Here is a 19,633-nt window from a genome sequence, read left to right on the forward strand (position 1 = left end):
GCTGCTCTAGCTGGGGGAGGGACCGGACGACGCCCGCACCACAAGATCGACCGGCAGCAACAACCGTTGGTGCGAGCCGTCATTGTCCAGGATCGCCTTGACGGCAAGGCGGCCCATCTCGACGATCGGTTGCGCGATTGTGGTCAGCGGTGGCTTGGAAACAGCGCCTTCCGGTACGCCGTCGAAGCCGACGATGGAAACGTCGCCCGGCACGGCTATGTCGTGTTCGCGCAGCCAGTCGAGCGCGTGCAGCGCCATCCTGTCCGACATCGCCAGGATCGCCGTCGGCCGCTGTGGCAGCGCGAAAATATGCTCGAGGCCGGCGCGCACGCTCTCTTCGTCGTTCAGGGTCTCGTAGATAGGCACTTGCGAGACGTCGATGCCGAAGCGGGAGAGTTCGCCCAAGTAGCCACGCAGACGGTCGCGCGTGCCGGAATAGAGGGCGGACGTCTCGACCTGCTCTTGCGTGACCGGACCAAAGCCGGCGTCGGCAGATTCCAGGGCCAGAACGGCAAAGCGACGATGGCCAAGCTCGGCCAGATGGCGCGCGGCAAGGCTGGCGCCGGCGACGTTGTCGATGCCGATCGCCGCGATCGACTCATTCTCCGAATCGAGGTCGAGCGCCACGAAAGGCAGTTTGCGTTCGCGCGCCAGTTCGACCAGCCGCGAACTGCCTTCGATGCAGAACACGATGAAACCGTCGACCAGCGCGCTCTGGATGTTCCAGGCGAGCTGTTCGTTGTTGGCGGCAGAGACCAGCGAAATCCCGGCGCCAGTCGCATCGCAGGCTTGCGAGATACTGGCCATCATGACGCGGGCGAAGGGATCGTCGAAGAAATAGGAGAGGGGCTCGTCGGTCGCCACACCGATGGCGTTGACCTTGCCGGCGCGCAGCAGCCGGCCCTTGGGATCCGGCCCGGCATAGCCCATTGCCTCCGCTGCCGCCTTGACCCGCTCGCGCACCTCTTCGCGCACGATCTCGGGCCGGGCGAAGACGTTGGACGCGGTGCCGTGCGAGACGCCGGCTGCCTTGGCAATGTCGGCCAGCCGCACTGGTCTCGTCTTCCCGGAGGTCAATCCCGTCATCTTCGTCTCCTGCGCCAACCTCCATCTAGCACTTTCGTTGGATCGGTTCAAATTTTCCCTTGATCAAAGGCCGGTGAAGGCTTATGTTTGAATCGATCCAAGGAGATTTGGCCATCTGTCCATTGGATCGGTTCAAGAGGAGGGTGCCATGCATCCCATGAATTACCTGTTCGAAGATATCTACGGCAATGACTGGGGCATCGCCTCGAATGCCGCCACCCGCAAGCGCCGTGGCCGGACTGGCCCGTGGCAGCGCGACCCGCATTTCCTCGTGGAACGCAAGCGGAACTGATCGGCCCGCATTTTCGTGTCGGTCGATTGGATCGATTCAAATTCTTTAAGAGGAGACCGAACATGCATCCCGTGAAGCATCTGTTCGAAGACATCTATCGCAATTACTGGGGCATCTCGCCGGCTGCGGAACGCCCGGAACGGCAGCGGCTGAAGCCTGCAAAGCGCAAGCGGGAACTGCTGCCGGAACGCCAGCAGGACTGAGCCTCGTATGAAAACACCAGGCGGGGCAGGGTTCTTGCCCTGCCTGTTCAACGCTGACGCACCAGCGCCGAGGCCGCGATCGCCAGCCAGCCTGCAATCAGCAAGCTGCCGCCGATCGGCGCCGACATCGGGAACAGCCGCGACCCGACGAAATCCCTGGCCAGCAGATCGCCGCAGAACAGCACAAGCCCGACGAGCAGCACCAGGCTGCCGATCCGCAGGATTCGGTTTGCGCCGGCGAGGCCGACGGCCAGAAACACCGGCGCATGCATGAGCAGGAAGGATGCGGCGGTGCCGACGAAAGCGCCGCCCAGATGCGCGGCCGCCGCAGACAGTGCCACGCCGGCTGCGCCACACAGGCCGCCGGCGAGGACCAGAATGCGGGCGCTGCCTTCTGCCGGATGGTCGGCGATGCTCATGTCTTAGGCTCCTGTGATTGGCGATAGGCGGCGCAACCTGTCAGGATTTTCCGGATACCGCCAGCATGTCGCGCGTGCGGCGTGACTGGACCAGCCAGTTGTAGACAGCGCCGCCAGCCATCAGCACGGATGTGCCGAGAAACACCGCCCGCATGCCGAAATGGCCGCCAACGAAGCCGCCGAGCAACGGGCCCGCGACCTGGCCGACATATTGCGCCGAGATCGCCAGGCCCAGCACATTGCCGCCGACGCCGTCGGGAACATTGTGCCGGATGACGCTGGTGATGCAGGGCAACAGCCCGCCCAGCACCAGACCCATCAGGAACCGCAGGCCGACCAGCTGCCAGCTTTCGGTGACGAAGGCTTGCGGTATCAGCAGCAGTGCCGAGACGGCAAGCGACGCCACGATGACGTTCCAGTGGCCGATGCGGTCGGCGAGCTTGCCCAGCCGTGACGCCGAGAGGATGGCGCCGAGCGCGGCCGCCGACATGACGACGCCCGAGATCAGCGTCACCCGGCTGGCGTCCACGACCAGTTGCTGGACATAGACGGTGATGATCGGCTCGATCGACATATTGGCGAAGGTGAACAGCATGCCGGTCGCCAGCATGGCGGCGACAGGCCGCTTGTCGGGGATCTGCGCCCAGCCGCCCTTCGGCTTCTCCTTGGGTTTGGCCAGTGCTGGCGGGCGAGGCATCTCCTTGATCAGGAATGTCGTCGCCAGTGCCGCCAGGAAAATGACGCCGCCGGCGATCAGGAAGGTGGCGCGGATGCCGATCAGCGGCGGCAGCGCGCCGCCGAGCAGCGGGCCGACCAGCGAGCCTGCGGTGATACCGGCCGACAGCACGCCGAGCGCCCAGCCCGAGCGCTCCTTCGGCGTCTGCATGGCGACCAGTATGGTCGAGCCCGAGGAATAGCCGCCGGCAAAACCGATCAGCAGGCGCAAAAGCACCAATTGCCAGACCGTCTGCACCATGCCGGTCAGCGACATGCAGATCGCCATGCCGAAACTGGCGCGCACCAGCATCACCTTGCGGCCGTAGCGGTCGCCCAGTCGGCCCCACAGCGGCGCGACGAGGGCGGCGGCAAAGAAGGTGGCGCCGAAAGCAACGCCCGACCATTGCACGATCGCCGCGTGGCCGACGGCGCCCAACTGCTCGACATAGAGCGGCAGGAACGGCAGGAGCAGCGTCATAGCCACCAGCGTGCTGAACGATCCGGCAAAACACACGAACAGATTGCGCCGCCAGTGCACATTGTAGGCAGAAGGCGCCTCGATCGCCTGTTTTTCGCTGTCTTGCGGCATGTCATGTCCTGTCCGCTTGCTGCGGATACCGTTTTGGGATACCAAGCTGGTATCCTCATGGACGCAAAGCCCGGTTGCTGTCAATCCGGCGCTCTCAAACGTGATAGGCCAGACCTCAATGCGAGGCCGATCGCCAGCAAGGGAAGCAAAGATGTCACAGATGCAGACCGTCGAAAAAGCGCTTCGCGAAATGATCCTCGGCCTTGAGGTCGGTCCCGGCGAGCGACTGACGGAACGCTGGATCGAGAGCCGCTTCGGGGCCTCGCGCACGCCGGTCAGGGCAGCGCTGCTGCGACTTGAGACGGAAGGGTTGATCTGCCGCGACGGACGCGGCTGGACGGTATCGCCGATCAACCTTGCCGAACTGGAACAGATCGCAGTCTATCGCGAGGCGGTCGAGGTTGCGGCCGTCAGGCTGACTTCGGCGCTGGGCGACAGGAGCGCGGTCGATGTCATAGAGGCGATGCTGGACTCCTGCGACACCGCCACGCCGCGCGAGGAATGGCACCGCGTTGGCATGGATTTCCACATTGAACTGGCACGGCTCTCCGGCAACGAGTTCCTGTTCAGGGCGGTGCGCGATGCCATGACGCGGCTGTCGCGGGCGCGCTGGCTGGAGGTGCGTGACGAGGCTGCACTCGGCCGCGCCTGGAGCGAGCATCACGCCATCCTGGCGGCGGTGCGGGCGGGTGAAGCCGACGCGGCGGCAGCGCGGCTTTCCGCCCATATTGTCGGCAGCCGCGACCGCCTGGTGACGTCGCTGCACAATGACCGGCGCGGTCTGCGCGCCAGGGGATTTGCCGTCGTCGCCGCTTGATATCGGTCACGAAAGCGACACAACGCCCGGCGCCATCTGCTTTCGGCCTCGCTTCATGGGCGCCGATGGCGTAAGGAGCGGCCATGGAAAACAACCGATTTGAAACACCCGTGACCGTCAGGGCAGCTGCGGGGGGAGAAAACCAGCTCCTGCGCACGGCCCGCGAGGCCTCCGACTACCTGCTCAACAGCTGGCCGGGCAAGCGCAGCCCCAAGCACCGCGAAGCGCTGCAGGCCTGCCATGATGCGCTGGCCGGCGACAAGCCGGCGATGATTGCAAGGCGCGCCTTCATTGCCGCGGCGCGCGAAGTCAACGTCTTCGTCAGCGACAAGGCGGCCTGATCGCAGCCACACCGGCCCGTAGCGGGCCGGTTGTCTGCCATTCTTCCTGGCTATTCTTCAGTCTCTGTATGGGTTTCGGAATCGGCCTCGTTCTCAGGCTTGGAACGCTCCTTGGCTGCAACCTTGGCGGCCAGCTTCTCCGCCTTCTTGGCAGCCTTCTGCCGGTCGCGGTCCTTGCGTTCCTGGCCGTAGTTCGGTGGTCGCGCCATATTGTTTCCTTTCGCTGTACCTGATCCTGCCTAGAAGCATTGGCCGGCAAACACAACAGCGCCGGGAGGGCAGACGCCAGCGGTTCGGGACTTGCGTGACGGCTAACACAATGGTTTAGAAAAGGCTGCGGGACAGTTGCTGGAGCCGCCGCCGACCGATTTCGAATCAAAACGACCGATGGCCACGCTTCAAAGAAACGCACAGAAGCTGATCTATTATGCGCGCAACGCCATGCGCGACATCGCGCCGCCGGTCCTGTTCCGGCGCCGGCTCGGCCGTCTGCTCGATCAGGCCAGGCTTTCCGACGCATCGGTCCGCGAGCGGCTCAACTACTACAACACGCTGCGGGAGCCCTTTACACCCAGCCCCGAGGCCGTGCCGATCAATCGGCTGCCATCGGACCGCAGCATGTACTATTACGACCTGAAGGAGTTCACCCGCTATTTCGATCCGGGCCTGCGCATCGACCTGGAATTCGGCGACGTCATCGAAGTGCCGAAGATGCCGTCGATCGTCAAGGACCGGCCGATCGTCGGCGACAATGGCAACGGCGTCCTGTTCAAGCTGAACAAGTTTCGTCATTTCCACATGCCGGCCGACGATGTCGCCTTCGCCGACAAGCATCCGCTCGTCGTCTGGCGCGGCGAACTCAACAATCCGATCCGCACCTTGCTGCTCGAGGCCGCCCGCGACCTGCCGATCTGCGATGTCGGCACGCCAAGGGCAACGGCACCGGCGGAATACCGAAAACCCTACCTCACCATCGATCAGCAGCGACGCTATCGCTATATCATCTCGCTCGAAGGCAACGATGTCGCGACCAATCTGAAATGGATCATGAGCTCGAATTCGCTCTGCCTGATGCCGCCGCCAACCTATGAGACATGGTTCGCGGAGGGGCAGCTCGAGCCCGACGTCCACTATGTGCCGCTGGCGCCCGATTTCAGCGATCTGGCCGAGCGGGTGCATCATCTCGAGCGGCATCCGGCCGAGGCCCAGCGTATCGTTGCTGCGGCCAACGCCTATTGCCGCAAATTCGCCGACGAGCGGGCCGAGCAGGCGATCAGCCTGCTCGTGCTCTACAAATATTTCGTGCTCAGCGGCCAGATCGAACCCGATCCGGAGGTCTGGCGGTTTATCGCGGGCTAGCTGTTTGCCTCAGATATCGCTGCGGTCGAGAACCAGATCAGCCGGACCGAAACGGTCCTTCGCCGTGAACTGCTGGTGCCAGTAGGGGTAGAGCACAGGCGGGCGGCTGACGGCATCGAGGCGGTCGCGTTCCTCGGCGGTGAGGGCGAGGGCTGCGGCGGCAAGATTGTCCTTCAACTGGGTCTCGTTGCGCGCGCCGATCACCAGCGAACTGACCGCCGGCCGGCCGAGCAGCCAGGCAAGCGCGACCTGCGCTGCCGAGACGCCGCGTGCCGCACCGATGTCAACCAGCACATCGACGATCCGCCACAGCCGGTCTTCATCGCGGATCGGCGGTTCCGACCAGCCGGCAAGCTGGCGCGCGGTCGGGCTGTCGCGGCGGTATTTGCCCGACAAGAGGCCGCCGGCGAGCGGGCTCCACACCAGCACGCCGAGGCCCTGGTCGACCGAGATCGGCAAGAGTTCGTATTCAGCTTCGCGCGCTTCCAGCGTGTAATGGATCTGCTGGGTGACGAAGCGCGGCTGGTGCTGGCTGCCGCTGATGCCGAGCGCCTTCATCACGTGCCAGCCGGAATAGTTGGAGCAGCCGACATAGCGGATCTTGCCCTGGGCAACCAGCGTGTCGAGCGCCGCCATGGTCTCCTCGAGCGGCGTCGTGCCATCCCATTCGTGCAGGAAATAGATGTCGATGACATCGGTCCTGAGGCGCTTCAGGCTCTTCTCGCATTCACGGATCAGATGATGGCGCGACAGGCCTTCGTCATTGGGACCTTTGCCGATCCGCATGCGTGCCTTGGAGGCGATCAGCACATCGTTCTTGCGCTTGCCGCCGAGCGCCTCGCCGATGATCTCTTCCGACAGGCCGTTCGAATAGACATTGGCGGTGTCGATGAGATTGATGCCGGCATCGATGCAGGTATCGATGATGCGTGATGCCTCAGCGAGGTCGGAATTGCCGACGGCGGCGAACGGTCCGCTGCCGCCGAAGGTCATGGTGCCCAGCGTCAGCGTCGAAACTTTCAAGCCGGAACGGCCAAGCGTGCGGTATTCCATGTCAGATCCTCGCAATTTTGGTGGGGTCGGGCGGTTTTAGTCGACAAGGGCGGGGGCAGCCCGAAAGGGTCAGCCATTTGTAGGACAATTTAAGCGGTTTGTCGCCATGCCACGGCAATCGATCGACCATGCCTCGCCGATTTGGAGTGATGATCGGCGGGCCGGCGGCTTGCAATAAAACCGTCATTGCCGGCCTATATCAAGTCGGCTCAGGGTTTCATGACAGCCGGCAAGCGGAGCAGCAGAAATGACCGAGTTAAAGCAGAATTCTCCGGCCAGGGATTGGCTTGAGGCCGAACTCGCCGACACGCTCGACGAAGACTATGAGCTTGAAATGTCGGAGCCGGCGCTGTCGCTGGAGATCGCCAAGATCTACAAGAACGCGCATCCGCCATCGATCGACCGGATGCAGTATTTTCGCGATCTGATCAGCTTGCAGTCGGAACTGATCAAGCTGCAGTCCTGGGTTGCCTACCACAAGAAAAAGCTGGTGGTGATTTTCGAGGGCCGTGACTCCGCCGGCAAGGGCGGCGTCATCAAGCGCATCACCCAGCGCCTCAACCCGCGCATTGCTCGTGTCGTGGCGCTGCCTGCGCCGACCGAACGCGAAAAGTCGCAATGGTATTTCCAGCGCTACGTGCCGCATCTGCCGGCCGGTGGCGAGATCGTGCTGTTCGACCGCTCCTGGTACAACCGCTCCGGCGTCGAGCGCGTGATGGGCTTTGCCGACCAGGATCAGGTCGAGCAATTCTTCCACGACGTGCCGGAGTTCGAGCGCATGCTGGTTCGCTCCGGCGTCACCCTGGTCAAATACTGGTTCTCGATCACCGACGAGGAACAGCAGATGCGCTTCCTGATGCGCATTCACGATCCGATGAAGCAGTGGAAACTGTCGCCGATGGATCTGCAGTCGCGCGTGCGCTGGGAGCAGTACACAAAGGCCAAGGAAGAGACGTTTGCCCGTACCAACATTCCCGAGGCACCGTGGTACATCGTCGAAGGCAACGACAAGAAGCGGGCGCGGCTGAACTGCATCGACCACCTGCTTAAGCAGATGCCTTACGAGGAAGTGCCGCACGAAGAGATCACGCTGCCCGAGCGGGTGTTCAATCCTGAATATGAGCGCCAGGTCCTGCCGCGTGAGCTTTACGTGCCGGAGAAGTATTGAAATGATCCTTCCCTTCTCCCCTTGTGGGAGAAGGTGGATCGGCGCGCAGCGCCGAGACGGATGAGGGGTGCTGGAAGAAATGAGGCGGTGGCGATTTCAAACATATTGCCAAGCTGGAACACCCCTCATCCGACCTCGCTTCGCGAGGCCACCTTCTCCCACAGGGGGAGAAGGGGGAGCTTAGCTTACCCGCTTGATCGTCACATGCGTGGCAAGCGCCGTCGCCACCTGCTCGGTGCACTGATAGCCGAGCTTCAGCATATCCAGGCCGGCAAACAGGTTCTCACCCTTGCCCAGCAGCACCGGCGACACCGCCAGATGCAACTCGTCGATAAGCTTCTCCTGGAGATATTGCCGGATGGTGGAGACGCCGCCGCCGACGCGGACATCCTTGCCGCCGGCCGCGGCTTTCGCCTGGTCGAGCGCATCATGGATGCCGCCTGTGACGAAATGGAAAATGGTGCCGCCTTCCATTTCGGTCGGATCGCGCTTGTAGTGCGTCAGCACGAAGACCGGCACGTGGTAGGGCGGATTGGCTCCCCACCAGCCCTTCCAGTTGTCATCCGGCCACTCGCCGCGGATGGGTCCGAACATGTTGCGGCCGAGGATCCAGGCGCCGACATTGTCGAAGCTGCGGACGGTGAACCGGTCGTCCACATCGGTGGTGCCGCCATCCTTGCCGACCATCTTGTGGAAGCTGCGGGTGCTGGTCATCCATTTGTGCAGATCTTCGCCACCGACCCCGAGCGGGTTTTGCAGGGTCTGGTCAGGACCGGCGCCGAAACCGTCGAGCGACAGGGTGAATGCATTGACACGAAGCTTGGACATGAAGGCCTCCGAGATGACCGGTTGTGATTTGCAAGTGGTTGCTTTGTAGCAAACCGATTGCGGATTGCAAGTGGTTTTTTAAAATCACGAAGATTTAGCGCTTGCTAATACTTGACGGAAAAAGCCGCTGCGTTACCCTTCGGAAGGCCCGGAGTCGGGGAGGCGGAAGAGATGAAGGTATTTCGCGTCGAGAGGATGGACGGCGACGTCGTCCAGGAAAGCAAGGAAACGCACGCCAGTACGCCGTTTGGGGCAGCCGAAAAGGTGATCGGCCGAAAGGTCACCTTGCGCGGCGACGCCTGTAAATGGATCCGCGTGGTGGACCTGACGGCCAAGGCCCCGACGCGGCGTCGCCCCGGCACCTACGAGTATAGAGCGCTGGCGGGATAGGTCGGCAATTTGCGGCGCCTATGACGGCTGGCCTCAGGCCGCCGCGCGCTTGGGCACAACCGCAAACGGGCTGAGGCCGAGCCATGCCTGCATCTTGCCGGCGACATCGAGATCGCCGGTCAGGCTGATCTTGTCGCGTTCCTTGTGCACCGTCGTCAGCCCCATCCAGATCGACGTCATGGTGCAGAGGTCCGTCGAGACGTAGAGATCGACGTCGAAGCCCGGATCGTACCAGCACAGATCGACATCACCCTGCTTCTCGACGATCAGCCACCACGAGCGTTTTGACGCCGGCAGGTCATGGTACAGGAATTGTATCACGGTGCGCCCGTCCGGCAGCGGAGAGGGGTTCAGATTGCGCCGCATGTCCCACATCAGCAGCGACGGATCGAGATTCCTGAGGGAAAGCCTTGCCTCCACCCATTTCTGCCCCCAGAAGCCCATCGCCTCGACCACCGGGCGCAAATCCCGGCCCGCCTCGGTCAGCCGGTATTCGAACACGCCCTTCTCGGATTCGATCTCGATGCGTTCGACAATGCCGCCCGCTTCGAGATCCCTAAGCCGTTGCGACAGAAGGGTTGGCGACATTTTCGGCACGCCGCGGCGCAGGTCGTTGAAGCGGGTTGAGCCCGCCACCAGTTCGCGCAGCAGCACCATGGTCCAGCGTGTGCACAACAGCTCCGCCGCCATCGAGAGCGGGCAGAACTGCTTGTATCCGGCTTGTGTCATGTGGTGACCTCCAAAAGATGTTGCCGAACCTTATTCAGAAAACCTGAGATCAGCCAGTACAGAAGCTGTACTGCCCCCCTGGTACAGTTTGGTGACTGGAACGGTCCGGCGGCATCATGCGAGGCAGCGGTCACGTCGCCGGGCAGTCCGGCGCCGATCCATGAGGAGTTAGACAATGACCGCTTACGTGATCGCAGACATCAAGGTGAAGGACGACAAATGGGTGCCGGCTTACGCCGCTTCGGTGCACGACCTCGTGCACAAGCATGGCGGCAAGTATCTCGCCCGCAGCGGCAATGTGAAGACGCTCGAGGGCAAGCCGCTCGACACCAGCCTGATCGCCATCATGGCGTTTCCGTCGGCAAAAGCAGCCGAAGCCTTCACCAACGATCCGCAATACGCCCCGTTTGTGGCGGAGCGCCAGAAGGGCAGCGACAGCCGCTTCCAGCTGATCGACGATACCGATCTGGCGGGAACGATCCCTTATTTGCCGAAGGCGTGAGGAAAAGCCGGAACCCGGAAGTCCGGGTTCCGGCTAGCCCTTCAGAGTCTCTACCCCTGTCGAGCAAAAACTATTCCATCGACAGGATGAGGTTGCGCACGACCGGATAGATCTCGCGCTCCCAGCGCTTGCCGTTGAAGACGCCGTAATGGCCGACATTGGCTTGCAAATGATGGCGCTTCAGATGCGGACGCAGCGAGCGGCACAATTCATGGGCGGCCGAGGTCTGGCCGAGGGCGCAGATGTCGTCGCGCCCGCCCTCGACGGTGAGCAACGCCGTGTTGCGGATCGCGCCCGGATCGACCGGGCTGCCGCGGAACGTGAACGTACCGGTGGCGAGCTCCGCCTTCTGGAACACGCGGTCGATCGTTTCGAGATAGAATTCTTCGGTGAGGTCGAGCACAGCCAGATACTCGTCGTAAAAGGTTTTTATCTTCTCGGCCTCGGCGGTCTCGCCGGTCGCCAGATGGTCATGCAGTTTTTGGTGGGCCTTGTTATGGCGGTCCATGTTCATGCCCTGAACGCGGCAAGCTGCAGAAAGCCCGGATAGACGCGGCGTCCGCCGCCCGCATGGCGCCACGGCACGCGCGAAATGACGGAACTCTGGAACCACGCCAGCGACTTGCTGACGGCGAACTCGTTGACCTTGGTCGGACTCTCGCGCGGATCGATCGGCCCCGCCATCAGCGTCATCGAGCGCGGTGTCGCAGGATGCTTGTCCTCGGACATCACGGCGACTGCGGCAAGCGCCTGGACGCAGGGCTGGCAGACCGCCAGCAAGTGCGCGCCCGGGCCAATCGCTTCGAGAAAGCGGATGATGTAGTCGACATGGTCATCCACGCCGAAGCGGCCGGCGACGAGCGGTACGTCACGGGCATTGGCCCAGTCGGTAATGTAGACCTCGTGGTCTGCCAGCAGCGTCTCCACCGTACCGCGCAGCAGCGTCGAGAAATGACCCGACAAAGGGGCGATCACCATCACCTTGGGCTGGCGCGTATCCATGTCCTTGGTGAAGCGCAGCAACGTCCCGAACGGCAGCTCGAGTGCTGTCTCGACGGTGACCGGTACGTCGCGATTGCCGACCCTGACGGATCTGATGTCGAAATCCGGTCGCGTATGGGTGAGCTTGAAGCGGCCGATCATCTCCAGCCCGGCGGCAAGGCGCTGCTTTACGCTGTCGCCTGAAACCATGCTGCTCATCGCCGAGCGCAAGAGATCGGCGAAAAAACGCGACGGGGCGATGAGGTCGTCCTGAAGCTGGTAGGCCTGGTACAGCATCGAGATGCATCCCGTTCCGAAGCCGCCATGTGGCAGTGCAAAAAATCTAGTGCAAAATTTTGTGCATTGCGAGAGGATTGTTGCCGGCAAAGGGCTCGGAGGGCCGACGGCATGACCAAGGCGACGTTGACGATCTCGTCGAAGAACTATTCCTCCTGGTCCTTGCGTGGCTGGCTACTCTGCCGCATGGCCCAGCTGGAGTTCGAGGAGAAGCGCATCGACATCGATGACCCCGAACAACGGCAGGAATTGCTGCTCCTGTCGCCATCGATGCTGGTGCCGCGGCTGACCCATGACGGGGTGACGGTGTGGGACACGCTGGCGATCGCCGAATATCTGGCCGAGACCATGCCGGATGCCGGTCTGCTACCTGCCGACCGCGTGGCGCGCGCGCATTGCCGTGCGGTATCAGGCGAGATGCATTCAGGCTTTCACAATTTGCGCTCGGCGCTGCCGATGAGCCTGAAAGCCCGGCACAAGAGCTTCAAGATCTTTTCCGGCGCGCGCCCGGACGTGGAGCGGATCAAGACGATCTGGTCCGAATGCCTGGCAGCCTATGGCGGGCCGTTTATGTTCGGTTCCTCGCCGACCGTGGCCGATGCGATGTATGCGCCGGTCTGCACCCGTTTCCGCACCTATGCGGTTGAGCTCGAAGCGCCACACGCGGGCTATTGCGAGCTGATCCTCGACTGGTCGCTGATGCAGGAGTGGACGCAGGACGCGCTTGCCGAGCCCGAGGACATTATCGAACTCGACGTGGAATTTTAGACTAGGAAGGTGAGCAGGATGGCCGCGGCGCGGCTAGCCCTTCAGCATCTGCGCCACCTCGGGCGCGAAGCAGGTGGACGGGTATTCTCACGCGATCTAGTCTTGAGCTAGAAGTCGGTAAACTGAGCAGGCGCGCACGTGACCATTATTTCACTCATTGCAAAACTGTTTGCCAACCGGAACCGTCCGCAGCCTAGGCCAGCTCAAGTCCCAGAGCGGGTTTTCCGCAAAGAGGCGAAATTCAAGAAACATGGAAAATTCTTCCAGATCGGACCGACATATCGCGGCGGGTCCCATTGTCTTCAGCTGGAAAACGCCCAAGTTTTGGTGCCGCCACCCCGCATACTGCTTGGGCCGACGGAGTTTGGGGGATACGGCTTCCCTGAGTACCCGGAGACGCCCAGGCTGCGGCCTGAAGCGACGGACTATTGCAGGCCACCAAAAGACTTGGAAGATTTTCATTGTTACTGGCTTGTATCCGAGCGCCTGAAGGACGTTCTGCAGTCAGTCGACCCCGATGGGGTCGTATTTAACGACTGCGACGTATTCTATTTGAGCGGAAAGCCGATCGAACCTAAGCACTACCTTTGCGACATCGTTCGCAAGATTGATGCCGTGGATCTCGAATCGTCGAAGTTTAGGCTTTTGATCGGCGAGAATGGAGGCGTGTACTACGACAGTGCCGGAGGCGCCTGCTTCTATTTCAAGGAGGAGATTGTTGGCGATGCACACATCTTCAAACAGAAGAATATGGGCATCGTCATTTGCACCGCCAAATTGAGAGAAGCCTGTGTCGAAGCGGGCATCAAGAATCCCGACTTGTTCGAAGATATGTCGGTTTACGGGAGCGGTCGGCTGGATTTCGAAACAAGACATGTCGAAGAGAGTTTTGTGCTGGAGTGAAATTTATCCCTTCAGCATCTGCGCCACTTCGGGCGCGAAATAGGTGAGGATGCCGTCGCAGCCGGCGCGCTTGAAGGCGAGCAGGCTTTCCAGCATCGCCTTTTCACCATCGATCCAGCCATTGGCGGCGGCCGCCTTGATCATCGAATATTCGCCCGATACCTGGTAGGCGAAGGTCGGCATCTGGAACTCGTCCTTCAGCCGCCGGATGATGTCGAGATAGGGCAGGCCGGGTTTGACCATCAGCATGTCGGCGCCCTCGGCGATGTCCTGCTCTGCCTCGCGCACCGCTTCGTCGGAATTGGCGTGGTCGAGATAGTAGGTCTTCTTGTCGCCCTTGAGCAGGCCGGCGGTGCCGACTGCCTCGCGATAGGGGCCGTAGAAGGCGGATGCGAATTTCGTCGCGTAGGACATGATCGCCACGTCGGAAAACCCGTTGGCATCGAGCGCGTCGCGGATGGCCCCGATGCGGCCGTCCATCATGTCCGACGGCGCGATGATGTCGGCGCCCACCGCCGCCTGGATCACGGCTGCCGCCGCCACCTGTTCCACCGTCTCGTCGTTGACGATGATGCCGTCGCGCAAAATGCCGTCATGACCATGGCTGGTGAAAGGGTCGAGCGCGGCATCGGTGATGATGCCGATCTCCGGCACCGCGTCCTTGATGGCACGGGTGGCGCGGTTGATGATGTTTTCGGGGTCGAGGATGTGTGATCCCGTCTGGTCGCGCAGTGCAAGCTCGACATTGGGGAAGGTGGCGATCGCCGGAATGCCGAGCTTGGCAGCGCGCTCGGCCTCCTTGACGGCGAGGTCGAGCGACAGGCGAAAGACGCCGGGCATGGCGGCGATCGGCTCGCGCGTGTTCTTGCCGTCGATGATGAAGATCGGCCAGATCAGATCGTCGACCGATAGCCGGTTCTCCTGCACCAGGCGGCGCGACCAGTCTGCCTTGCGCATGCGCCGCAGGCGCCGGCTGCCGGTAATCTCATCGACGCTGCGTGCGCCGGCTGGTTTTGCCGGCGCGAACTTGTTCGTCGCGGGGGTGAATTTGTTCATCGCCAAAACTCGCTGCTCGTGCGGCTTTGCCCGGCCGCTATGTCGAGGCGGCTTTTACCACGGGCCTCTGTCGCTGACCAATGCGACACGATTGTGCCAGCCGTCATCACTTCGGCGGCCAGGCCAGTTCGGGGCCGGTTTTGAAGAACGACACATTGTTGGTGAAGATGCTCTCCGGCACGAGCCGGATCAGGCGGCCGTTCGGATGGTCGATGTCGGCCACGGTGTCGATGAACCAGCGGTTCCAGTTTACCTCGGGACCCAGATATTTGTGCAGCAGTCGTTTGAAGCGTTCCGGGTCCATCGGCTCGACGGTGGCGGCGCCACGCAGGCCGAGATGCAGCAGGATGCCGGCCTCATTGTCGAAATGCACGATCTCCACCGCGCAGCGCGGGTCGCGTTCGAGGTGCTTGACAGCACTTGCCTCGGTTGAGCCGAGCAGCCAGAGCGCATCATCCTCCCAGATGAACCACATCGGCGCGTTGCGCGGCGCGCCATCCGCGGTCACGGTCGCCAGATTGGCCATCAGCGGGCGGTTGAGCACATCGTCCGGGTCGAACTTTTTCGGCATTTCCCAGCCCGGCGCTGCGGTTTCAAGCGTCATGCGTTTGTCCTTGGATCACAAGACAGGCTCAGGTGGTGTTTCGCCGGCAGTTTTGCCCGCATTTTGCTCGACGATAAAGCACGGTCGCATTCCGCAGCGAAGATCGAAACCACCTCCGCCGGTTGACGCACCCATGCGCCACCTTTAGCACTTCAGTCCCGCAGGCGCGGGGAGGGAATCTCTGACGATGGATTTTGGCGGCGGCGACGAGATCCGCTTCGAACGGTTGGGCAAGGCAGGCGTCGTCACGTTGACGCGGCCGCAGGCGCTCAATGCGCTGACGCACCGCATGATCAAGGCGCTGGACAAGGCGCTCGACGCTTTTGAGCACGATGCCGGCGTGGATGTCGTGGTCGTCAAGGCCGAGGGCAGGGCGTTTTCAGCCGGCGGCGACATCATGCACGTCTATGAGGCTCGGGCCGGAAAGCCGCCGGTCGACTTCTTCGCCGACGAATACCGGCTCAACGCCCGCATCAACAGTTACAAAAAGCCCTATGTCGCGCTGATCGACGGTATCGTCATGGGCGGCGGCATCGGCATCTCGTTCCATGGCTCGCAGCGCGTGCTGACAGAAAATGCCCAGTTCGCAATGCCCGAAGTCGGTATCGGCTTTTTCCCCGATGTCGGCGGCAGCCATCTGCTGCCGGATCTCGGCGGCAGTTTCGGTATGTATCTGGCGCTGACCGGCAACCGCATCCGCTACGGCGACGCGCTGTGGTCGGGCCTGGCCACCCACACCATCAAGGCTGCCGACCAATCCGCCTTCCTCGACCGGCTCTGCGCCAATGGCGACCCGGAATCGGTGTTGCGCAGCTTTTTCGTGTCAGCCAGGCGCGAGACCGCCCAGCCGGTGCTGGAAGCGATCGCCCACCATTTTGCCCAACCTTCGCTCGCCGAAATCCTCGCCAGCCTGGAACGGGCGGCCGATGCCGACGAATTCGCCGCCAAGACGCTGGCCACGATCCGCTCTCGCTCGCCGACCAGCCTCAATGTCGCGTGGCGCCAGATCAGCGCCGGGCTGACTTTGTCGATGGAGGCCTGCATGAAGATGGAGTTCCGGATCCTCAACCGCATGCTCACCGGCCATGACTTCTACGAAGGCATCCGCGCCGTCATCGTCGACAAGGGCTCGACGCCGCAATGGCGGCCGGCAAACCTGGCCGAGGTCGATGCAGCTTCCATAGACGCCTATTTCGCGCCGCTCGAACGGGAGCTCGAGCTGTGAGCGAAGTCACGTCGCGGCGCATCGTGCTGCAGCCCTCGGGCGTCGAAATCATCTTCGCCTGGTTCCAGCGCGTCATCGCCGGCTACTGCCTTCTGTTCGGCATCCTGTACTGGATCCGGCTGATCGGCTTTTATCCTGGCCCGCTGTGGCGCTTCGACCTGATGCCGGTGCACTGGCAGGTCGCGGCGGTGATGCTGGCCGTGTTCTTTCCCTTCGCCGCGGCCGGCCTGTGGATGCTGGCGTCCTGGGGCCCGGTGATCTGGTTCATCTGCGCCGTCACCGAGATCATCATGTATGCCGGCTTTCCCGATCTGTTCGGCCACCGGCCGTTGATCTTGTTTTCGCACTTCGCGGTCGCGCTGCTCTACATCGTCTTTCGCGTCGTGATCTGGATGCAGAAACGCCCCGCGCGCGCCTGAAGAAGCCGCCCTGCGGCCATTGGCTAAATCTTTAGGTTAATTATCCTTGCTCGGGTGACCGTTCGTTAAGCGTCTTCCGAAACCTATTACCGGTAAGCTCTTGTTAGCCCTAGCGTTTAAGTCGAATTTTATGAGTATTCGATAGTGTCGCGATCAAGGTGAAAAACAAAAAATCACCAGGCGACAAACGAGAGGCAAAGACAATGATCAATTCGCGTCCGGCGGCGAAGACCGCCAACGTATCCGACGATCGCCGCGAGGCTATCCGTACGCTTTACATGGAATCGCTGCAGCTGGTGGAGCGTCTGCATCGCCGTCTGCTTGACGTGATCAAGGACGAGTTCGACCGCAACGGCCGTTCCGACATCAATGCCATCCAGGCGCTGCTTCTGTTCAACATCGGCAATTCCGAGCTGACCGCCGGCGAGCTGCGCTCGCGTGGCTACTATCTCGGCTCGAACGTCTCCTACAATCTGAAGAAGCTGGTCGACCTCGGCTTCATCAACCACCAGCGCTCGCGCATCGACCGCCGTTCGGTCCGCGTCTCGCTGACGCCGAAGGGCAATGAAGTGGCCGACGTCGTTGCCGGTCTCTATGAGCGCCACGTCGGCTCAATCGAACAGGTCGGCGGCATCAACAGCGAAGAGTTCAAGCAGATGAACCGCGCGCTGCAGCGCCTCGACCGCTTCTGGAACGACACCATCGCCTACCGGATGTAATCCGCCGGCATCTAATCGCAAGCCGCGCCAAAAGAAGCGCGGCCGGGGGAAAAGCAAATGAAGGACCGACGCCGGGGGGCGCCGGTCCTTTTTTGCGACCAAGGCTATGATCGCCAACTGGCGATGCTGCCGCACTGGCTGCGGTTTGCTTTCGCTTCCGCAATGCCTAATGTCGACGGCCTGGGGGAACGACATGCTCTTGGGCGGCAATCTCAAAATCTATCCGGTCGCAATGATGCTCCTGGCTGTGCCGCAAATGGCGTTTGCGCAGGAGTGGTGGCAAGGCGCCTTCGCCAGTGAAGGCTCGAGCCCCTGCGACAACAATGACTCGATCGTCACGTTCACAAACAAATCGGCCGACATGTGGGAAGTCGCTTGCAGCGTCCAAAAAGTCCAGAAACTGAAGGGCCTGGACGCCATCATTCTCGATATGACCTGCTCGGACGATGAGCAGAGCGTCGACAAAAGACGAACGCTCTTGCTCAAGCTCGATGACAACAAGCTGCTGCGCTATCCGGAGAACCAGGTGTTGCAACGCTGTTCGGAGCTGGAAGGCAACCCCAGGAACTGAGCCGGACCAGCGAGACTTGGGGCTTTGAGGGAACAGTCAGGGAACGGTGCCGAAAAGCACCGGTCATTCCATTTCACATCGCCGGTGGGTCCAAATTCAACGCGAAGCCACGTTGCCGCCATATTCGCGGTGGAAGCGAGGGTGCGGGTGATGCGTGGCGAAAGCCATCAGCGCGCCCCGCAATCTCGCATCGCGGTCCGCTTTTCACGGCCAAGTGATGCAGGTCATGGTTGGCTAATTGTTAACAGTGCCAACTTTAGAGTGCGGGCGATATCGCCCAAATGATCGTGCAAGTAGCCGAAACGCTACAAGCCAAAACGCTACAAGAATGTCTGGAACGTCCATGAGAACCAGCCGCCGCTTTTTCCTTTCCGGAGCCTCCGCGCTCGCCGTCGCCATGGTCACTAGCGCCGCCAGCGCGCAGGACGTCATCGACGATATCCTGAAATCCTCGGGCCGCGGCAATTGGGACGACCAGTTCGACGCCCGCGCCTCGGAAGGCGGCAAGGTTGCCTCGACGCTGCCTATCTTCAGCCTGCAGACGGTCGCTTTCACCGAACAGGCGGTGGCACAGTACCAGAACATTGTCGCCCAGGGCGGTTGGCAAGACGTTCCTGCGACAAAGAAACTGGAGCTCGGCGTCGACGATCCGGATGTGGTGCCGCTGCGCAAGCGGCTGATGATTTCGGGTGACCTGGCGCAGAGCGCCGGCATTTCGACGTCGTTCGATTCCTATGTCGACGCGGCGGTCAAACGCTTCCAGACCCGCCACGGCCTGCCGGCAGACGGCTCCATGGGCAAATACACCTATGCGGCGATGAACGTTTCGGCGCAGATCCGCCTCGGCCAGCTTGAGACCAATCTGCAGCGTCTGCGCGAAAAGGCCGGCACGCTGGGCAGCCGTTATGTGCTGGTCGACATTCCGGCGGCACAGATCGAGGCTGTCGAGAACGACCGCGTCGTGCTGCGCCACACTGCAATCGTCGGCAAGATCGACCGCCAGACGCCGGTGGTCAATTCCAAGATCAACGAGATCATCGTCAATCCCTACTGGAATGCGCCGGTCTCGATCGTGCGCAAGGACATCATTCCGCTGATGCGGAAGAACCCCGACTATCTCAAGGACAGCCATATCCGCCTGTTCGCGCCGGATGGCAGCGAAGTCGATCCGATGAATGTCGACTGGTCGACCGACGATGCAGAAAAGTACCGCTTCCGCCAGGATCCGGGCTCCGGCAACGCCATGGCCTCGGTCAAGATCAACTTCCCGAGCCCGGACGGCGTCTACATGCACGACACGCCGCAGCAGAGCCTGTTCGGCAAGATGATGCGCTTCGATTCCTCGGGCTGCGTGCGCGTCCAGAACGTCCGCGACCTCGTCACCTGGATCCTGCGCGACACCCCCGGTTGGGACCGCCAGCATTTCGAGGCGACCATCAAGACCGGTGAAAACACGCCTGTGCAGGTCGTCAACCCGGTGCCGGTCCACTTCCTCTATCTGTCGGCATGGTCGACGGGTCCGGGCGTCGTGCAGTTCCGCGACGATGTCTACGCACTCGATGGCGCCAGCGAACTGCAGATCACATCTTCGCTGTAA

The 19,633-nt window shown here is 61.9% G+C and carries 24 protein-coding genes and 1 pseudogene; 15 read left to right on the forward strand and 10 right to left on the reverse strand.

Going from position 1 to position 19,633, the window contains the following annotated elements:
* Nucleotides 1-6 precede the first annotated feature (6 nt).
* Nucleotides 7-1,086, reverse strand: coding sequence for a LacI family DNA-binding transcriptional regulator (locus AC1DYC_RS03750; protein ID WP_477404089.1), 1,080 nt, complete (start codon nt 1,084-1,086; stop codon nt 7-9).
* Between the two features lie 148 nt (nt 1,087-1,234).
* Between AC1DYC_RS03750 and AC1DYC_RS03755 the strand changes: the two genes are divergently transcribed.
* Together AC1DYC_RS03755 and AC1DYC_RS03760 are read left to right on the forward strand one after the other, a co-directional pair.
* Entirely contained in the window at nt 1,235-1,378 is a 144-nt protein-coding gene (locus tag AC1DYC_RS03755) for a hypothetical protein (RefSeq protein ID WP_477404091.1), read from the forward strand.
* Between the two features lie 62 nt (nt 1,379-1,440).
* Nucleotides 1,441-1,581 carry a hypothetical protein gene (locus AC1DYC_RS03760; RefSeq protein ID WP_477288911.1) on the forward strand — a complete coding sequence of 47 codons (141 nt, stop codon included), beginning with the start codon at nt 1,441-1,443 and terminating at the stop codon, nt 1,579-1,581.
* Between the two features lie 47 nt (nt 1,582-1,628).
* Here the strand turns inward: AC1DYC_RS03760 and AC1DYC_RS03765 are convergent, their stop codons facing one another.
* Both AC1DYC_RS03765 and AC1DYC_RS03770 read right to left on the reverse strand, forming a co-directional pair.
* Nucleotides 1,629-2,000, reverse strand: a complete 372-nt coding sequence (locus AC1DYC_RS03765; RefSeq protein WP_477404093.1) for a DUF423 domain-containing protein — start codon at nt 1,998-2,000, stop codon at nt 1,629-1,631.
* Between the two features lie 40 nt (nt 2,001-2,040).
* Nucleotides 2,041-3,306, reverse strand: coding sequence for a multidrug efflux MFS transporter (locus AC1DYC_RS03770; RefSeq protein WP_477404095.1), 1,266 nt, complete (start codon nt 3,304-3,306; stop codon nt 2,041-2,043).
* A 151-nt stretch (nt 3,307-3,457) separates the two neighbouring features.
* Between AC1DYC_RS03770 and AC1DYC_RS03775 the strand changes: the two genes are divergently transcribed.
* Together AC1DYC_RS03775 and AC1DYC_RS03780 are read left to right on the forward strand one after the other, a co-directional pair.
* Nucleotides 3,458-4,123 (forward strand): GntR family transcriptional regulator, encoded by a 666-nt coding sequence (locus AC1DYC_RS03775; protein WP_477404097.1) that lies wholly within the window; start codon nt 3,458-3,460, stop codon nt 4,121-4,123.
* Between the two features lie 83 nt (nt 4,124-4,206).
* Nucleotides 4,207-4,464: a DUF982 domain-containing protein gene (locus AC1DYC_RS03780; protein ID WP_477307548.1), complete on the forward strand. Its 258-nt coding sequence runs from the start codon at nt 4,207-4,209 to the stop codon at nt 4,462-4,464.
* A 50-nt stretch (nt 4,465-4,514) separates the two neighbouring features.
* Here the strand turns inward: AC1DYC_RS03780 and AC1DYC_RS03785 are convergent, their stop codons facing one another.
* Nucleotides 4,515-4,673 (reverse strand): hypothetical protein, encoded by a 159-nt coding sequence (locus AC1DYC_RS03785; protein WP_477404099.1) that lies wholly within the window; start codon nt 4,671-4,673, stop codon nt 4,515-4,517.
* A 178-nt stretch (nt 4,674-4,851) separates the two neighbouring features.
* Here AC1DYC_RS03785 and AC1DYC_RS03790 point away from each other — a divergent pair, with 178 nt between their 5' ends.
* Entirely contained in the window at nt 4,852-5,823 is a 972-nt protein-coding gene (locus AC1DYC_RS03790) for a glycosyl transferase family 90 (protein WP_477404101.1), read from the forward strand.
* 9 nt (nt 5,824-5,832) lie between these two features.
* Here AC1DYC_RS03790 and AC1DYC_RS03795 read toward each other — a convergent pair whose 3' ends face one another.
* The gene (locus AC1DYC_RS03795; protein WP_477404103.1) at nt 5,833-6,876 is read right to left on the reverse strand and encodes an aldo/keto reductase; all 1,044 of its coding nucleotides are present in this window, start codon (nt 6,874-6,876) and stop codon (nt 5,833-5,835) included.
* Nucleotides 6,877-7,123: 247 nt separating this feature from the next.
* On the opposite strand from AC1DYC_RS03795, the gene ppk2 reads away from it, so the two are divergent.
* Nucleotides 7,124-8,044, forward strand: coding sequence for a polyphosphate kinase 2 (gene ppk2 / locus AC1DYC_RS03800; protein WP_352589377.1), 921 nt, complete (start codon nt 7,124-7,126; stop codon nt 8,042-8,044).
* Nucleotides 8,045-8,224: 180 nt separating this feature from the next.
* Here the strand turns inward: ppk2 and AC1DYC_RS03805 are convergent, their stop codons facing one another.
* Nucleotides 8,225-8,872: a dihydrofolate reductase family protein gene (locus AC1DYC_RS03805; protein WP_477404105.1), complete on the reverse strand. Its 648-nt coding sequence runs from the start codon at nt 8,870-8,872 to the stop codon at nt 8,225-8,227.
* A 171-nt stretch (nt 8,873-9,043) separates the two neighbouring features.
* Here AC1DYC_RS03805 and AC1DYC_RS03810 point away from each other — a divergent pair, with 171 nt between their 5' ends.
* The gene (locus tag AC1DYC_RS03810; RefSeq protein WP_477307538.1) at nt 9,044-9,262 is read left to right on the forward strand and encodes a hypothetical protein; all 219 of its coding nucleotides are present in this window, start codon (nt 9,044-9,046) and stop codon (nt 9,260-9,262) included.
* Between the two features lie 33 nt (nt 9,263-9,295).
* On the opposite strand, the gene AC1DYC_RS03815 is transcribed toward AC1DYC_RS03810, so the two are convergent.
* Nucleotides 9,296-9,991: a winged helix-turn-helix transcriptional regulator gene (locus AC1DYC_RS03815; protein WP_477404107.1), complete on the reverse strand. Its 696-nt coding sequence runs from the start codon at nt 9,989-9,991 to the stop codon at nt 9,296-9,298.
* A 175-nt stretch (nt 9,992-10,166) separates the two neighbouring features.
* Here AC1DYC_RS03815 and AC1DYC_RS03820 point away from each other — a divergent pair, with 175 nt between their 5' ends.
* Nucleotides 10,167-10,493 (forward strand): DUF1330 domain-containing protein, encoded by a 327-nt coding sequence (locus AC1DYC_RS03820; protein ID WP_023693250.1) that lies wholly within the window; start codon nt 10,167-10,169, stop codon nt 10,491-10,493.
* Between the two features lie 70 nt (nt 10,494-10,563).
* Here the strand turns inward: AC1DYC_RS03820 and AC1DYC_RS03825 are convergent.
* Nucleotides 10,564-11,771 (reverse strand): annotated as a pseudogene (locus AC1DYC_RS03825) (polyhydroxyalkanoate depolymerase).
* 111 nt (nt 11,772-11,882) lie between these two features.
* Between AC1DYC_RS03825 and AC1DYC_RS03830 the strand changes: the two are divergent.
* A complete protein-coding gene (locus AC1DYC_RS03830) occupies nt 11,883-12,539 on the forward strand; it encodes a glutathione S-transferase family protein (RefSeq protein WP_477404109.1) in 657 nt (218 codons plus the stop codon).
* A gap of 138 nt (nt 12,540-12,677) precedes the next feature.
* Entirely contained in the window at nt 12,678-13,442 is a 765-nt protein-coding gene (locus tag AC1DYC_RS03835; RefSeq protein ID WP_477404111.1) for an imm11 family protein, read from the forward strand.
* A 3-nt stretch (nt 13,443-13,445) separates the two neighbouring features.
* Here AC1DYC_RS03835 and hemB read toward each other — a convergent pair whose 3' ends face one another.
* Together hemB and AC1DYC_RS03845 are read right to left on the reverse strand one after the other, a co-directional pair.
* On the reverse strand, nt 13,446-14,498 hold the full coding sequence (hemB, locus tag AC1DYC_RS03840) for a porphobilinogen synthase (protein ID WP_477404113.1): 1,053 nt from the start codon (nt 14,496-14,498) through the stop codon (nt 13,446-13,448).
* Between the two features lie 106 nt (nt 14,499-14,604).
* Entirely contained in the window at nt 14,605-15,102 is a 498-nt protein-coding gene (locus AC1DYC_RS03845) for a pyridoxamine 5'-phosphate oxidase family protein (RefSeq protein ID WP_477404115.1), read from the reverse strand.
* Nucleotides 15,103-15,289: 187 nt separating this feature from the next.
* Here AC1DYC_RS03845 and AC1DYC_RS03850 point away from each other — a divergent pair, with 187 nt between their 5' ends.
* From AC1DYC_RS03850 to AC1DYC_RS03870, 5 genes are all read left to right on the forward strand, one after another.
* On the forward strand, nt 15,290-16,327 hold the full coding sequence (locus AC1DYC_RS03850; RefSeq protein ID WP_477404117.1) for an enoyl-CoA hydratase/isomerase family protein: 1,038 nt from the start codon (nt 15,290-15,292) through the stop codon (nt 16,325-16,327).
* Nucleotides 16,324-16,746, forward strand: a complete 423-nt coding sequence (locus AC1DYC_RS03855) for a DUF6163 family protein (protein ID WP_192253233.1) — start codon at nt 16,324-16,326, stop codon at nt 16,744-16,746. The genes AC1DYC_RS03850 and AC1DYC_RS03855 overlap by 4 nt, the downstream gene beginning before the upstream one ends.
* 203 nt (nt 16,747-16,949) lie before the next feature.
* Nucleotides 16,950-17,465, forward strand: a complete 516-nt coding sequence (gene ldtR / locus AC1DYC_RS03860) for a transcriptional regulator LdtR (RefSeq protein WP_112562982.1) — start codon at nt 16,950-16,952, stop codon at nt 17,463-17,465.
* A gap of 193 nt (nt 17,466-17,658) precedes the next feature.
* Nucleotides 17,659-18,036 carry a hypothetical protein gene (locus AC1DYC_RS03865; protein WP_477404119.1) on the forward strand — a complete coding sequence of 126 codons (378 nt, stop codon included), beginning with the start codon at nt 17,659-17,661 and terminating at the stop codon, nt 18,034-18,036.
* Nucleotides 18,037-18,379: 343 nt separating this feature from the next.
* Nucleotides 18,380-19,633, forward strand: coding sequence for a L,D-transpeptidase family protein (locus AC1DYC_RS03870; protein WP_477404121.1), 1,254 nt, complete (start codon nt 18,380-18,382; stop codon nt 19,631-19,633).

This window comes from Mesorhizobium sp. P2_E7 (assembly GCF_056403855.1).

What these genes read in the sequence shown, in the direction of transcription:
- AC1DYC_RS03750 (WP_477404089.1), bottom strand. Translation starts at nt 1,086, where the DNA reads ATGACGGGATTGACCTCCGGGAAGACGAGACCAGTGCGGCTGGCCGAC.
- AC1DYC_RS03755 (WP_477404091.1), top strand. Translation starts at nt 1,235, where the DNA reads ATGCATCCCATGAATTACCTGTTCGAAGATATCTACGGCAATGACTGG.
- AC1DYC_RS03760 (WP_477288911.1), top strand. Translation starts at nt 1,441, where the DNA reads ATGCATCCCGTGAAGCATCTGTTCGAAGACATCTATCGCAATTACTGG.
- AC1DYC_RS03765 (WP_477404093.1), bottom strand. Translation starts at nt 2,000, where the DNA reads ATGAGCATCGCCGACCATCCGGCAGAAGGCAGCGCCCGCATTCTGGTC.
- AC1DYC_RS03770 (WP_477404095.1), bottom strand. Translation starts at nt 3,306, where the DNA reads ATGCCGCAAGACAGCGAAAAACAGGCGATCGAGGCGCCTTCTGCCTAC.
- AC1DYC_RS03775 (WP_477404097.1), top strand. Translation starts at nt 3,458, where the DNA reads ATGTCACAGATGCAGACCGTCGAAAAAGCGCTTCGCGAAATGATCCTC.
- AC1DYC_RS03780 (WP_477307548.1), top strand. Translation starts at nt 4,207, where the DNA reads ATGGAAAACAACCGATTTGAAACACCCGTGACCGTCAGGGCAGCTGCG.
- AC1DYC_RS03785 (WP_477404099.1), bottom strand. Translation starts at nt 4,673, where the DNA reads ATGGCGCGACCACCGAACTACGGCCAGGAACGCAAGGACCGCGACCGG.
- AC1DYC_RS03790 (WP_477404101.1), top strand. Translation starts at nt 4,852, where the DNA reads ATGGCCACGCTTCAAAGAAACGCACAGAAGCTGATCTATTATGCGCGC.
- AC1DYC_RS03795 (WP_477404103.1), bottom strand. Translation starts at nt 6,876, where the DNA reads ATGGAATACCGCACGCTTGGCCGTTCCGGCTTGAAAGTTTCGACGCTG.
- ppk2 (WP_352589377.1), top strand. Translation starts at nt 7,124, where the DNA reads ATGACCGAGTTAAAGCAGAATTCTCCGGCCAGGGATTGGCTTGAGGCC.
- AC1DYC_RS03805 (WP_477404105.1), bottom strand. Translation starts at nt 8,872, where the DNA reads ATGTCCAAGCTTCGTGTCAATGCATTCACCCTGTCGCTCGACGGTTTC.
- AC1DYC_RS03810 (WP_477307538.1), top strand. Translation starts at nt 9,044, where the DNA reads ATGAAGGTATTTCGCGTCGAGAGGATGGACGGCGACGTCGTCCAGGAA.
- AC1DYC_RS03815 (WP_477404107.1), bottom strand. Translation starts at nt 9,991, where the DNA reads ATGACACAAGCCGGATACAAGCAGTTCTGCCCGCTCTCGATGGCGGCG.
- AC1DYC_RS03820 (WP_023693250.1), top strand. Translation starts at nt 10,167, where the DNA reads ATGACCGCTTACGTGATCGCAGACATCAAGGTGAAGGACGACAAATGG.
- AC1DYC_RS03830 (WP_477404109.1), top strand. Translation starts at nt 11,883, where the DNA reads ATGACCAAGGCGACGTTGACGATCTCGTCGAAGAACTATTCCTCCTGG.
- hemB (WP_477404113.1), bottom strand. Translation starts at nt 14,498, where the DNA reads ATGAACAAATTCACCCCCGCGACGAACAAGTTCGCGCCGGCAAAACCA.
- AC1DYC_RS03845 (WP_477404115.1), bottom strand. Translation starts at nt 15,102, where the DNA reads ATGACGCTTGAAACCGCAGCGCCGGGCTGGGAAATGCCGAAAAAGTTC.
- AC1DYC_RS03850 (WP_477404117.1), top strand. Translation starts at nt 15,290, where the DNA reads ATGGATTTTGGCGGCGGCGACGAGATCCGCTTCGAACGGTTGGGCAAG.
- ldtR (WP_112562982.1), top strand. Translation starts at nt 16,950, where the DNA reads ATGATCAATTCGCGTCCGGCGGCGAAGACCGCCAACGTATCCGACGAT.
- AC1DYC_RS03865 (WP_477404119.1), top strand. Translation starts at nt 17,659, where the DNA reads ATGCTCTTGGGCGGCAATCTCAAAATCTATCCGGTCGCAATGATGCTC.
- AC1DYC_RS03870 (WP_477404121.1), top strand. Translation starts at nt 18,380, where the DNA reads ATGAGAACCAGCCGCCGCTTTTTCCTTTCCGGAGCCTCCGCGCTCGCC.